Here is a 15,688-nt window from a genome sequence, read left to right on the forward strand (position 1 = left end):
CACCTCTATCGAAGGTTGAAAAGGGTTCAGGCCGACTGCGCCAGGCAGTGGTCGATCAGGGCTTGCAGCTCGCGCTGATAGTCATCCATCAAACGTTCGACGGTGCTGGTGCGGTAGCGTCGGGTGCTGTAGATGCAGCGGAACGCCAAGCGGCCGTTGTACACCTGGCCGACCAGTTCCAGCCAGTTGGCCATGCCGGCGTCCATGTCGTAGCTGTCGCCGATGTTGTCATCGGCCGGAACCAGCAACGCCTGCTCGTCGAAGCTCTGGTCGAACTGCCCGAGATAGTTGAACGTCACCCGCGCTTGCGGCAATGCCGCCAGACGCTGGCCGATCTGCGCACCCGCCATGTGCCGCAGCGCGCCGTAGCCGACGCCCTTGTTCGGCAGGCTCTGCAATTGATCGCGCACAGTCATGATCGAGGCGCCGATGTCGGCGCTCGCACCCGGCGCCAGACGCACCGGGAACATGCTGGTGAACCAGCCCATGGTGCGGCTCAGATCGAGGTCTTCGAACAAATCTTCACGGCCATGCCCTTCAAGTTGCACCAGCACCGACTGTTCATCGTTCCAGCGGCACAGCACCCGGCCCAGCGCAGTCAGCAACAGGTCGTTGATCTGCGTCTGGTACACCGCAGGTGCCTGTTTGAGCAGGCTGGCGGTGAAGGTTTCATCAAGATTCATCACCGCTTCGGCGCGATGCCGCACGAGGTTTTTCCCGCGCGGGTTGTCGCAGCGCATTTCCTTGCCCGGCTGGTCGAGGGTTTGCAGCCAGTAATCGAGTTCCTCGTCGATCAGCGTGCGCGTGTGTGCGCTGAGGTGTTCGGCCCAGTCGCGGAAGCTGCTGGAGCGCACCGGCAATTGCGGCTCCTCGCCCAGGCAATAAGCGTCGTAGGCGGTTTGCAGATCCTGCAACAGCACCCGCCACGACACGCCGTCGATCACCAAGTGATGGATCACCAGCAACAGCCGCGCCTCGCCGTCCGGCAACGTTGCCAGCAAGCCGCGAACCAGCGGCCCCGTTCCCAGATTCAGGCTGCGCTGCGCCTGGTTGGCGAGCACTTCCAGTTCATCCTTGTCGGCCACCTCGTGCACCCACAGCAACGGCGCGTTTTGCGCCTGCTGTTGGCATTCCTCAAGGCTCTGATAATGCTGAGTCCAGACCCCACCTTCGCGGACAAAGCGCAGACGCAGCGCATCGTGCTGCACCAGCATCGCCATCAGGGTTTTTTCCAGTGCCTGCGCATCGAGCGACTGCCGCGAACGCAGAATCAGGGCCTGGTTGAAGTGGTGCGGCGCGTTCATTTCTTCGTCGAAGAACCACTGCTGAATCGGGATCAGCGGGAATGCGCCTGCACGCACCACCTGCACCTGCTCCTCGGCCGCGCGGTTGACCACCTGCTGATCGAACAGATTGCCGATGGTCTGGTAGCGCATCAGATCACGCAGCTTCAGATCGAGCTTGAGTTGCGGGTGGTTACGCGCCCGCGAAATCACTTGCAGGCTGAGAATCGAGTCGCCGCCCAGCTCAAAGAAGTTGTCGGTCAAACCGACTTGTCCGACTTGCAGCACCTCGGCCCAGATCTGCGCCAGCAGGGCTTCTTCCTCGGTGCGCGGCGCCACGTATTGCTCAACCTGAAACTGCGGCTCGGGCAAGGCCTTGCGATCAAGTTTGCCGTTGGGTGAAATCGGCATGCGCGTCAGGCACATGATCTGCGCCGGCACCATGTAGTCCGGCAGACGTGCACGCAATTCGGTCTTCAGGCGTTCGACAGTGCGCACCTCATCATCGCTGTCACACACCACGTAACCGATCAATTGCTTGCCGGAGACGCCGTCACGCGCAATCACCACCGCGTCGCTCACGCCTTCCTGCAAACGCAGGCAGGCTTCGATTTCGCCCAGCTCGATACGGAAACCGCGCACCTTGACCTGATGGTCAGCGCGGCCGACGTAATCCATCACGCCGTCATCACGCAGGCGCACCAGGTCGCCGCTGCGATACAGACGACTGCCCGGCGCACCGAACGGGTCCGGTACGAAGCGTTCGGCAGTGACCGCAGGACGACCGTGGTAACCACGGGCAACCCCATAGCCACCGATGTGCAATTGCCCGGACAACCCCGCCGGCAATGGATTGAGATCATCGTCCAGCACCCACAGCGAACGCTGGCCGACCACTCGCCCGATTGGCGCATAGGCCGCCGCGCAGGCTTCATCGTTGGGCGCTTTCCAGAGCATCGGCGTGACCACGGTTTCGGTCGGCCCGTAACCGTTGGTGATGTATTGCGGGCGCAGAATGCTGCGCACCTGTTGCAGGGTCTGCTCCGGCACGGCATCGCCGCCCAGGCAATAGATGCGTACTTGCGGTGCGCTCAAACCACTGGCCTGCACATACTCGGCGACTTGTTTGAGATACGCCGGCGGGAAGCAGGCGATGTCGATCGCCAGGGTCTGCAAGGCATGCGTGGTCTGCTCCGGCGTCCACAATTCGTTGTCACGCAGCACCAGCGTGCCGCCGAACGCCAGAGTGGTCAGCCAGCGCTCATGGGCACCGTCGAAGGCAAACGACATGAAGTGCAATTCACGCGTGGTCTGATCCATTTCATACAGTTGGCAAATCGCCTGACAGTGCATGCTCAGCGGGCCATGGGTGACGGCCACGCCTTTGGGCAACCCGGTGGAACCGGAGGTGTAAATCAGATAGGCCAGGGTGTCTTCACTGACCTGCACCGGCGGCGCCGTGTCCGGCCAGGCATTGGCGTCGAACGCGTTCAGATCGACCAAAGCCAGTCCGTCAGACAAAGGTAAACGCTCGGCCACCTGGCCGCGGCTGATCATCAGGCGCATGCCCGAATCTTCAATCATGAAGGCCAGGCGATCACGCGGGTAATCGATGTCCAGCGGCACATACGCAGCACCGCTCTTGAACACCGCGAGCAGCGCCACGAGCATGTCCAGCGAACGCTCCAGCGCCACGCCGATCAGCACTTCGGGACCCGCGCCATTGGCGATCAGGTGCCGCGCCAGACGATTGGCCCGGGCGTCGAGTTCGCCGTAGCTCAGCCGTTCACCGGCGCATTCCACGGCACTGGCCTGCGGACGAATGCGCGCGTGTTCCGCGATCATCAGCGGCAACCATTCGCGCTGGTCAGATTGCGCCGGTTCACCACCCCACTGCTGCAAGGCTTGCAGTTGCTGCGGGGCCAGACGTTGCAGGTTGCCGAGGTATTCGTGCGGCGTGTCGAGCATCGCTTGCAGGGTGATTTCCATGGTCTCGCGGATGCGCTGCACCGCTTCGACACTGAAGCAATCACGCAGGAACAGGTACTCGATGGACAGCTCTTCGTTCAGATGCACCGCGAGGTCCATCGGGAAGTTGGTCACGTCATGGTTGGCCGAAGCGCCGAAACGCAGGCCGCCCTTGGCTTCTTCCAGACGGCGGTCGATCGGGTAGTTCTCGAACACGATGATGCTGTCGAACAGCATCTGCCCGCCCTGCCCCGACCAGCGCTGAATATCCGCCAGCGGCGCATGTGCGTGATCGCGCAGATCGAGGTTGTAGGCCTGCAACTGCGCCAGCCAGTCGCTCAAACGCTGCGCCGGTTGCAGGGTCTGGATCACCGGCAGGGTGTTGATGAACAGGCCGAGCATGCTGTCGGCATTCGCCAGCCCTTCCGGACGCCCGGCCACCGTCGCGCCGAAGGCCACGCTGCTTTGTCCGGTATAGCGTTGCAACACCAGCAGCCACGCGCCCTGAATCAGAGTGTTGGCGGTGATGCCATGGGCGCGGCAATGGTGTTGCAGACGGCTGGTCTGCTGCGCGTCCCAGTTGGTGTACAGCGCTTCGTGGCCCGCGGTGGTGTCAACGTGACGCGGGTGCATCGCCTGGCTCAGCGCAGTCGGCTCGGCCAGGGTTTGCAGATGACCGCGCCAGAACTGTTCGAGACGGTCCTGATCCTGGCTTTGCAGCCACTCGATGAAATCGCGGTAACGGCCGCTGTCGCCGACGACCTCGCCGGTTGCGTAATGCTGCAAGACTTCGCCGAACAGCTGCGAGCTGCTCCAGCCGTCCATCAGGATGTGATGGCTGGTCCAGACCAGTTGATGACTGTCTTCGCCGGTACGGATCAGCAACAACCGCTGCAACGGCACACGGTGCAGCTCGAAACCGCGCGCGCGTTCTTCACGTGCACGCTCGGCCAGACGCTCCGCGCTGATGTCCTGACCACGCCAGTCGATGACCTGCAGATCGACTTCGGCATGGTGCTGCACCACTTGAATCGGCGAAGTCTGCCCGCCCTGCCAGTGGAACGAAGTGCGCAAAATCGCATGCCGTCCAATCACATGTTGCCAAGCGCGGCGGAAGCGTTCCGGATCCATGCCGTCGACCGGCAGGTTGATCTGGTTGATGTACAGATCATCGCCATCATCGGACAGGGTATGGAACAACATGCCCTGCTGCATCGGCGACAGCGGATAGATGTCTTCGATCTCGGCCACTGCCAGCGGCAAGCCGTCGAGTTGCGCTTGGTTCAGGCTCGCCAACGGGAAGTCCGACGGCGTGATGCCGCTGTTGCCCGGCGCACAGCAATGCTCGATCAGCGCTGCCAGCTCAATGGCGTAGTCATCGGCGAGGCGCTGGATGGTCGCCTCGTTGAACATTTCGCGGCTGAAGGTCCAGCTCAGTTTCAGCTCGGCGCCGTACACCTGACCACTGACTTCCAGCCAGTTGCTCAGTGGGGCCAACGGACTCTGCTCGCGCCCGGCGCTTTCCGCTGCCGGCACAAACAAGGCAGCCTCGTCGAACTGGCTGTCGAACTGCCCGAGGTAGTTGAAGGTGATGCGTGCATCCGGCACCGCGGCCAGCGCCGCGCGGGTCGCGTCATCGCCCAGGTAACGCAAGGCGCCGAAACCCAGGCCTTTGTTGGGGATCGCGCGCAGTTGTTCCTTCACCTGTTTGATCGACTCGGCGAGTGGCGCCTGCGGAGTCAGGCGCACCGGATAGAGGCTGGTGAACCAGCCCACGGTGCGGCTCAGATCGATACCGTCGATCAGCTCTTCGCGGCCATGGCCTTCGAGCTGGATCAGCGTCGAGGCGTCACCGGTCCAGCGGCAGATCACCCGCGCCAGCGCCGTCAACAGCAAATCATTGACCTGGGTGCGATAGGCCGCCGGAGCGCGTTGCAGCAGTTTGCGTGTGAGTTCTTTGTCCAGTTGCGTGCGCACGCTCAGCGCCTGATTGTTGTCGAGACGACCGTCGCGGTTGTCGCGCGGCAAGTCCAGCGGGGCGTCGCGCAGTTGTTCGCGCCAGAAGCTCAGTTCACCGACGAGATTCGCCGTGTGCGCCTGCAAGCCTTCGGCCCAGTGCTTGAAGGCGCTGGTCTTGGCCGGCAACTTCAGCGCTTGCCCGGCCTGAATCTGGCGGTAGGCGTCTTGCAAATCCTCCAGCAGCACGCGCCACGACACGCCGTCCACCGCCAGGTGATGGATCACCAGCAGCAGGCGTTGACTGCCATCGGCCAGGCTCAGCAACATGCCGCGCAACAGCGGGCCGTGGTGCAGATCGAGGCTGCGTTGGGCTTCTTCGCAGGCGGCTTCGACTTCATCGGCCGAATTCAGCGCGGTTTGCCACAACAAGTCTTGCTGATCGGTGACTGCGCGGTGTTCGGCGTGCCAGCTATCGGCGTTCTGCTTGAACGTCAGGCGCAAGGCGTCGTGATGACGCACCAGCGCTTGCAGCGCTTGCTCCAGCGTTTCGCCGTGCAGGGCTTGCGCAGGCTTCAGCAGCAATGACTGGTTCCAGTGATGCCGCTCGGGAATCTCGGTGGCGAAGAACAACTGCTGGAACGGCAGCATCGGCGTGCTGCCGGTCACCGGGTTCTGGTCGATGCGCACCCCACCGTCACCGAGTGTGGCCACCGTCGCCAGACTGCGGATGGTCTGATGCTGGAACAGATCCTTGGGCGTGAAATGCAGCCCGGCCTGACGGGCGCGGCTGACCACTTGAATCGAGATGATCGAATCGCCACCGAGGGCGAAGAAATTGTCGCTGACGCCGACCTGCTCCAGGCCCAGCACTGATTGCCAGATCTCGGCCAGTTGCTGCTCCATGGCGTTGTCCGGCGCCAGATATTGCTGCTGCGCGACACTCGCATCGGGTTTCGGCAAAGCCTTGCGGTCGAGTTTGCCGTTGGGGCTGAGCGGCATTTGCGCCAGCGCCAGCCATTGCGTAGGCACCATGTATTCGGGCAATTGTTGCTGCACATGCGCGGCCAGTGCTTCACGCCAGTCAGGGCTTTCGTCGACCAGCACTACGTACGCCACCAACTGTTTGCCGTCGATCACCAGCACCACCGCTTCGCGCACGGCCTCGTGTTCGAGCAGACGCGCCTCGATCTCACCCATTTCGATGCGCAAGCCGCGCAGCTTGACCTGATGGTCGATGCGCCCGGCGTACTCGATCACGCCGTTGTCGCGATACCGCGCCAGATCGCCAGTGCGATAAATCCGCTGGCCATCGCCATAGGGGCTGACCGCAAAGCGTTCGGCAGTCAGCGCCGGGCGCTGGTGGTAACCACGGGCCAGACCGGCGCCGGCCAGATACAGTTCGCCGAGCACACCGACCGGCACCGGCTGCAGTTCGTCGTCCAGGATGAAGCACGCCAGATTGGCAATCGGCGCACCGATCGGCACGCTGTCGCGGCCCTCCTCCACGCACGTCCAGTGCGTCACGTCGATGGCGGCTTCGGTCGGGCCGTAGAGGTTGAACAGACCGGCCAGCGGCAGTCGGGCAAACACTTGCTGTTGCGCATCGGCCGGCAACGCTTCGCCGCTGCACACGATGCGTTTGAGGCTATGGCAAGTCGACACGTCGCGATCTTGCAGGAAGGCCTGCAACATCGACGGCACAAAGTGCAGCGTGGTGATCTGTTCACGCTTGATCAGCGCCACCAGCGTCGCCGGATCGCGGTGATCACCCGGTGCTGCAACCACCAGTCGCGCGCCGGTCATCAGCGGCCAGAAAAACTCCCACACCGACACGTCGAAGCTGAACGGGGTCTTTTGCAGCACGCTGTCAGCGGCACCCAACTGATAGGCCTGCTGCATCCAGCACAAACGGTTGGTCAGCGCCGAATGGCGGTTGCCGGCACCCTTGGGCTTGCCGGTGGAACCCGAGGTGTAGATCACGTAGGCGAGGTTTTCGCCATCCACCGGCACTTGCGGATCGCTGCACGGATACGCCTCCAACTCACCGAGCAGATCCAGCGCCAGGGTCTGGACGTTGTCCGTCAGCGGCAGGCTGGCGAGCAGCGCCGCTTGCGTCAGCAGCAGCTGCACGCCGCTGTCTTCGATCATGTAGCGCAGGCGATCCTGCGGGTACTCCGGGTCCAGCGGTACATAAGCACCGCCAGCCTTGAGCACCGCCAGCAGGCCGACGACCATTTCAATCGAACGCTCGACGGCGATGCCCACCAGCGACTCGGGGCCGACACCACTTTCGATCAGACGATGCGCGAGGCGATTGGCCTTGGCATTAAGTTGTGCATAGCTCAGATGCGTGTCGCCAAACGCCAGCGCCGGAGCGTCCGGGGTTTTCGCGACTTGCGCTTCGATCAACTGCTGGACGCTGGAGGTCAGCGGGTAACTGACAGCCGTGGCGTTCCAGTCGTGCAAGATCACTTGGCGTTGTTGCGCGGTGAGCATCGGCAATTCGCCGATGACTTGCTCTGGCTGCGCAACAATCCCGTGCAACAGCGCCAACAGATGTTGGCCCATGCGCTCGATGGTCGCGGCGTCGAACAGATCTGTGGCGTAGATCAGCGACGCGCCGATGCCGTCGGCCGATTCGTGCGTCTCCAGGGTCAGGTCGAGTTGTGCCTGATGGGTGTCCCAGGTCATCGGTTCGACCTGCAACTGCGCCAGTGAAGCGTTCGCGCCCTGCTCGCGGCTGGCGGTCTGATGGTTGAACATCACCTGGAACAGCGGGCTGCGGCTCAGGCTGCGCTCCGGCGCCAGAGCTTCGACCAATTGCTCGAACGGCAGCTCCTGATGCGCTTGCGCGCCGAGCGCCACCTGTTTGACCTGCTGCAACAACGCCGTGAATGGCAGGCGCGGTTCCAGCTGTGCGCGCAGTACCTGGGTGTTGACGAAGTAGCCGATCAGGCCTTCGGTTTCGGTGCGGTTGCGGTTGGCGTTGGGCACGCCGACGCGGATATCGCCCTGACCGCTGTAACGGTGCAAAAAGCTCTGGAATGCCGCCAGCAAGACCATGAACAGCGTCACGCCTTCACGGCGCGCGATGGCGTGCAGACCACGGCTCAGATCAGCGTCGAGTTCAAGGTCGACCCGCGCGCCGCGATAGCTTTGCACTGCCGGCCGCGCGCGGTCCTGCGGCAACTCCAACACCGGTTGTTCCCCGCCGAGCTGTTCGAGCCAATACGCCAGTTGCCGCTCACGCTCACCTGCCTCCATCCAGCTGCGTTGCCACAGCGCATAGTCGGCGTACTGAATCGGCAACGCCGGCAATGCGGTCGGCGTGCCGCTGCTGAAACCGGCGTACAGACCGATCAACTCATCGACCATCACCCGCATCGACCAGCCATCGGACACGATGTGGTGCTGGATCAGAATCAGCACATGCTCATCCGCCCCCAGGTGCAGCAACTTGACCCGCAGCAACGGCCCATCGGCCAGGTTGAACGGCTGCTGGATCTCGGCTTCGATCATCCGTTGCAGCTCACTGTCGGCAGTATCGGCCGGCAGATTCTGCTGCACGATGCTCAAGCCTGCAGCTTCTACCAGCACCTGCTGCGGACGCTGGCCGTCGTGGACGAACACCGTGCGCAGGGTCTGATGACGTTCGATCAGGCTGTCGAAGCTGCGTTGCAGCGCCGGCACATCGAGCTGGCCGCGCAAGCGCAGGGCCATCGGAATGTGATAAGCCGCGCTGTCCGGTTCCAGTTGCCAGAGAAACCACTGGCGCTCCTGGGCGTACGACAACGCAACGCTGTCGAAAGCCGATTGCACTTCGGGAATCGGCAGGTTGGCCGGGGACACGCCCTCGGCGAGCATCTTGCCAAGGTATTCCTTACGCTTCTCCAGCGGCAGGGTGATGAAACGGCGGGCAATCCGCGTGGCGACGTTAATGTCCATTCACGCGTCCTCCATTTCGTCGAGGAGGTCTTCGAGCAGGCTCAGTTTCGAGGCCGTGACCTGTTCACCGTTACCTTGCAATTGCGCCACCAGATCGCCGAGCACCGGGTGCTGGAAAATGGTTTGCGGGAGCAGCGTCCTGCCGAGTTCAAGTTGAATGCGCGACACGATGTTTATCACCAGCAGGGAGTGACCTCCCAATTCAAAGAAGTTGTCGGTCAGGCCGACCTGATCGAGTTTGAGCACATCGCCCCAGATCGCCGCGACCTGTTGCTCCAGCTCAGTCACGGGCGCCACGTAGGCTTGCTGCGCCAGGCTGGCATCCGCCGTCGGCAGTGCCTTGCGGTCGAGTTTGCCGTTGGCGGTCAGCGGTAATTGGTCGAGCAGCAACAGGTGCGCCGGGACCATGTAGTCCGGCAGATCCTGGCGCAGGCTGTGGCGGATCTGTTCGCGCCAGGCAGCCTGTTCAATCGGCTCCGGTGCTTGCGCCGCAACGATGTACGCCACCAGTTGCACGCCGCCGACACCCGGCTGATCGAGCACTACGGCCTGACGCACGCCCGGCAACGCGAGCAGGCGCGCTTCGATTTCGCCGAGTTCGATGCGGAACCCGCGAATCTTCACCTGGTGATCGATACGCCCGGCATATTCGATGCGCCCATCGCTGCAGTAACGCGCCAGATCGCCGGTGCGATACAACCGCGCACCCTCGGCGCTGAACGGGTTGGGCACAAAACGCATGGCACTCAGATCGGCGCGGTTCAGATAACCGCGCGCCAGACCGGCGCCGGCCACGTGCAACTCACCGATGCAGCCCTGCGCCACCGGGTTGAGGTCGGCATCCAGCACGTACCAGGACAAGTCTGCTATCGGCGCGCCCAACGGGCTGCCGACCGCGTTGTCGAGATCGGCCAGCGACAGCGGACGGTAGCTGACGTGCACGGTGGTTTCGGTGATGCCATACATGTTCACCAGTTGCGGCGCGCTGTCGCCGAAGCGTTCGAACCACGGTCGCAGGCTTTTGACCTCCAGCGCCTCGCCACCGAACACCACGTAACGCAGCGCCGGTTGCAGCTGCGCCGAGGACTCGCAGGCGACTTGCATCAAATGCTTGAACGCCGACGGCGTCTGATTGAGCACCGTGACCTGCTCGCGGCACAGCAACTGGTAGAAATCCTGTGGCGAGCGGCTGACGTCCTGCGGCACGATCACCAGACGCCCGCCATGCAGCAATGCACCGAAGATTTCCCAGACCGAGAAGTCGAACGCGCAGGAATGGAACAGCGTCCAGCAGTCTTGCGCGCCGAAGTTGAACCAGTCTTGCGTGGCCTCGAACAGGCGCAACGCATTGGCGTGGCTGAGCAGCGTGCCTTTGGGCTTGCCGGTGGAGCCGGAGGTGTAAATCACGTAGGCCAGATTGGCCGGATCGACGCTGACTTGCGGATCGCTGTCCGCCTGCCCTTGGGCGCCGTCAGCGAACGACAGGCGAGTGACGTGCGCGCCGACCGCGACGTGATCAAGCACACCGGGCTGCGCCAGCAACAGTGCAATGCCACTGTCCTCGATCATGTACTGCAAACGTTCGGCGGGGTATTGCGGGTCCAGCGGCAGATAAGCGCCACCAGCCTTGAGAATCGCCAGCAGGCCGACAATCATCTCCAGCGACCGCTCGGCCGCCAGCCCTACCAGCACATCCGCGCCAACACCGCGCGCGATCAACCCATGGGCCAGCCGGTTGGCCCGACGATTGAGTTCGCCATAGCTCAGTTGCTGCTCGCCAAGGCTCACGGCAATCGCCTCTGGCGCCTTGTGCGCCTGGGCTTCGATAAAATGGTGCAGCGCTTGCTGCACAGGAAAACTGCGCGGTGCCGGGTTCCATTGTCTGAGGCTGTGTTGAATGGCCGGCTGGCCGAGCATCGGCAACTCACCGATCAATTGCTGCGGCTGTGCACTGATGCTGCGCAACAACGCCTGCCAGTGCTGGGCCATGCGCGCAATGGTCGCGGCGTCGAACAGGTCGGCGGCATACACCAGCGAGGCGCAGATGCCGTCGGCTGATTCTTCGGTATTGAGGGTCAGGTCGAACTGCGCCATCAGGCTGTCCCAGTTGACCTCGCTGATCTGCAAACCGTCGAGTTGCGCGAGTGCCGTGCTGCGACGGGTTTGCGCCTGGTGGTTGAACATCACCTGGAACAGCGGGCTGCGGCTCAGGCTGCGCTCCGGTTGCAAGACTTCCACCAGTTGCTCGAACGGCAGATCCTGATGATCCTGGGCACCAAGCGCCGCCTGGCGGACTTGTTGCAACAACGCACTGAAGGTCATGCCGCCAGAGAGGTCAGCGCGCATCACCTGAGTGTTGACGAAGAAGCCGATCAAGCCTTCGGTTTCCACCCGGTTACGGTTGGCCACCGGCACCCCGACGCGGATGTCGTCCTGGCCGCTGTAACGGTGCAGCAAGGTCTGGAACGATGCCAGCAACAGCATGAACAGCGTCACGCCTTCACGGCGCGCCACCTCGTTGAGGGCTTGACTGAGGGTCGCGTCCAGCGCCAGTTCAAAGCGTCCACCGCGCAAACTCTGGGTCGGCGGGCGCGGATGATCCAGCGGCAGCTCGAGCACCGGTTGCTCGCCACCGAGCCGGGTCAGCCAGTAATCCAGTTGTCGTTCACGCTCGCCCGCCGCCATCCACTGCCGCTGCCACACGGCATAGTCGGCGTACTGAATCGGCAGTGCCGGCAACTGCAGCGCGTCGCCACGGCAGTAGCCGGCGTACAGGCGGATCAGCTCATCGACCATCAACTGCATCGACCAACCGTCGGAGACGATGTGATGCTGGATCAACACCAGCACATGATCTTCGGCGCTCAGTTGCAGCAACGTGGCACGCAGCAGCGGCCCTTGGTGCAAGTCGAACGGCCGGCTGATTTCAGCCTCGACCCGCGCCTTGAGCGCAGCGTCATCGCTGTCGGCGGCGAGGCTCTGGCATTCAATCGCCAGGCTGAACGGCGCCAGAATCAATTGGCGAGTGCCGTCGGCATCTTGCAGGAAGCAGGTGCGCAGGCTTTCGTGACGCTCGATCAAACTGTCGAAGCTGCGTTGCAGCGCCGCGCGATCCAGCGGCCCGTGCAGGCGCAACGCGGTGGGAATGTGGTACGCCGAACTGTTGCGATCCATGTGCCAGAGGAACCACTGACGCTCCTGCGCGAACGACAACGCCAGCGGCGCCCCGCGTTGCAGCGCCACCAGCGCCGGTTGTTGCGCAGCGTTTGCTGCCTGCGCCAGATGGCCGCAGAACGCGCCGAGGCTGCTGTGTTCGAACAAGGCTTTGAGCGGCACGTCCAGTTGCAGGGCCTGACGCACGCGCGACAGCACTTGCGTGACCAGCAACGAATGGCCGCCGAGTTCGAAGAAGTGATCGGTCATGCCGACCCGCTCCAGCTTGAGCACATCGGCCCAGATCTGTGCGGTCTGCTGCTCCAGCTCAGTCACCGGCGCCACATAGGTTTGCTGCAGCAGACTGGCGTCGGGTTGCGGCAAGCCCTTGCGGTCAACCTTGCCATTGGGCGTCAGCGGAATCTGCTCGAGCACCATCAGGTACGCCGGAACCATGTAGTCCGGCAGGCTATGTTTGAGGCTGGCGCGAATCTGTTCGCGCCAGGCGTTGTGCTGACTGTCGGCGATGGCATGCGCGGCGACCACGTAGCCCACCAGTTGCGCGCCGTTCGGCCCTTGCTGCGCCAGCACCACCGCTTCGCGCACCGAGTCGAGGGCCATCAGACGCGCTTCGATTTCGCCCAGTTCGATGCGGAAACCGCGCACCTTGACCTGATTGTCGACCCGCCCCTGATAGTCGAACACGCCGTCAGCGCGCAGGCGCACCTGATCGCCGCTGCGATACAGACGCGCACCCGGCTCGCCGAACGGATCCGGCACAAAACGTTCGGCAGTCAGCGCCGGACGATCCAGATAACCGCGCGCCACGCCGTAGCCGCCCAGGTACAACTCGCCGGCCACGCCTTGCGGCACTGGATGCAGTTGCGCGCTGAGCACCCAGGTGCTGCGCTCGCCCACGCGTTGGCCGATCGGCGCATACGCTGCGCCGCACGCGGTGTCGCGATCGGCCTTCCACAGCAGTGGCGTGACCACGGTTTCGGTCGGGCCATAACCGTTGATGATGTGTTGCGGGGCCAAGGCGCGGCGCACGCGCTCGAAGCTGTCATTGGGCACGGCGTCGCCGCCGAAGCAGTAAATGCGCACGTTCGGTGGGTTGCCGTCGATTTCGGCGAACTCGGCCAACTGCTGCAAATAGGCCGGCGGGAACGCCACCACGGTCACGCCGTGACGCTGCATCGCGCGGTACGTCTGTTCGGCCGTCCACAGGCTGTCATCGCGCAGCAACAGGCTGGAGCCGTGGGTCAGCGGCGTGATCCAGCGCTCATGCGCGCCATCGAAAGCGAACGACATGAAATGCAGTTCGCAATCGTCCGGGCTCATCGCATAGCGCTGGCCGATGGCCTGGCAATGCATCGCCAGCGGGCCGTGGGCCACGCACACGCCTTTGGGTTGCCCGGTGGAACCGGAGGTGTAAATCACGTACGCCAGACTGTGTTCATGAATATCCACGGCAGGCGCGGTGTCAGGAAACGTCGTAGTGTCCAGCGTGTCGAGGCACAGGCTCGGCAATCCATCAGTCAGCGGTAATTGGTCGATCAGCGTCGAGTCGCTGAGCAGCAAGGCAATCCCCGAATCCGCGATCAGGTACGCCAGCCGCTCACGCGGATAACTGGCATCCAGCGGCACATACGCCGCGCCCGCCTTGAGCACCGCAAGCATTGCCACCAGCATCTGCGGGCTGCGCGGCAATGCGATACCGACGCGTACTTCCGCCCCGACACCCTCAAGCAGCAGGCGCTGTGCCAGGCGGTTGGCCTGAACGTCCAGCTCGGCGAAGCTCAGTTGCAACTCGGCGCAACGTACTGCCAGCGCCTGCGGCTGAGTTGCCGCGATGCGCGCAAAACGTTGATGCACCGGCAGCAGATCCATCGGCGCCAGTGCATTGTCGAGTTGCAGCTGCGTAAACTCTTCACGCCCGAGCATCGGCAACTCGCCGATACGCTGGTTGCTGTCGGCCACGATGCCGCCGAGCAAACGCTGCCAGTGATCTGCCATACGGCTGATGGTCGCGGCGTCGAACAGATCGCTGGCGTACACCAGCGAAGCACTCAGGCCAGCGGCGGATTCGTAGGTATCGAGGGTCAGATCGAACGGCGCGGTGTGGCTGTCCCAGCTCACCGGCTCGACGCTCAGCCCGGGCATTTGCAGCGATTTGTGTGCGGCCACGGCGGCGGTCTGGTGATTGAACATCACCTGAAACAGCGAGCTGCGGCTCAGACTGCGGGTCGGCGCCAGCGCTTCGACCAGTTGCTCGAACGGCAAGTCCTGATGCGCCTGCGCGCCCAGTGCATGTTGCTTGACCTGTTGCAGAAAATCGCTGAAACGCAGCTGCTCGTCGAGTTCCGCGCGCAACACCTGAGTGTTGACGAAGAAGCCGATCAAGCCTGCGGTTTCGCTGCGATTGCGGTTGGCAATCGGCACGCCGACACGAATATCATTCTGGCCGCTGTAGCGGTGCAACAACGTCTGGAACGACGCCAGCAACAGCATGAACAAGGTCACGCCTTCGCGCCGCGCCACCTCCTGCAAGCCTTGGCTCAAAGCCGACGGCAGGCTGATGTCGAGGCTGCCACCGCGAAAACTCTGGCCGGCCGGCCGTGGATGATCCAGCGGCAATTCGAGCACCGAGGCCTCGCCGCCGAGGCGGTCGGTCCAGTACGCCAGTTGCCGCTCGCGCTCGCCCGCGTCCATCCAGCTGCGTTGCCACAACGCGTAGTCGGCGTACTGGATCGGCAGTGGCGCCAATGCCACGGCCTGACCGCGACTGCATGCGGCGTAGAACTGGATCAGCTCATCGACCATGATTTGCATCGACACGCCGTCAGACACGATGTGGTGCTGCACTGCCACCAACACATGCTCGTCGGCGCCCAGACGCAACACGCGAATGCGCAGCAACGGGCCTTGCAGCAAGTCGAACGGCTGAGCGATTTCCTCCTGAATCAGCGCTTTCAACGCCGCCTCATCAATGCCTTGCACATCCTGCACCGCCAACGCGAGTTCGAACGGCGCATGGATCGTCTGCAAGACTTTGCCCTGCTCGTCGAGCACGAACCCGGTACGCAGGCTTTCGTGCCGTTCGATCAGTGCCGCGACGCTGGCCTGCAAGGCTGGCAGATCCAGCGCCCCACGCAGACGCAGCGCGGTCGGAATGTGATAGGCCGCGCTGTGCGGCTCCATTTGCCAGAGGAACCACTGCCGCTCCTGAGCATAGGAAAGCAACAGGGGCTCACTGGCGCCGCGCCGGAAAACCGGGGCGATGCCATAGAGATTGACCCCTTGTTTGCCCAGTAGAATCGCCAGCGCCTTGCGTTTCTCGGGAGAAAGCGCGCCTACCGATTCAATCAACTCCTGCATGC

2 protein-coding genes are annotated in these 15,688 nt (G+C 63.3%); both read right to left on the bottom strand.

Annotation, left to right across the window (positions count from 1 at the left end; translation table 11 throughout):
- Nucleotides 1-26 precede the first annotated feature (26 nt).
- Complete coding sequence (locus tag ACOI8A_RS03795) at nucleotides 27-9,155, bottom strand: amino acid adenylation domain-containing protein (protein WP_420648752.1); 9,129 nt, start codon at nucleotides 9,153-9,155, stop codon at nucleotides 27-29.
- Nucleotides 9,156-15,686, bottom strand: coding sequence for an amino acid adenylation domain-containing protein (locus ACOI8A_RS03800; RefSeq protein ID WP_420648753.1), 6,531 nt, complete (start codon nucleotides 15,684-15,686; stop codon nucleotides 9,156-9,158).
- Nucleotides 15,687-15,688 lie beyond the last annotated feature (2 nt).

The sequence above is a fragment of the Pseudomonas sp. P4795 genome (assembly GCF_048822895.1).
Lineage (GTDB): Bacteria > Pseudomonadota > Gammaproteobacteria > Pseudomonadales > Pseudomonadaceae > Aquipseudomonas.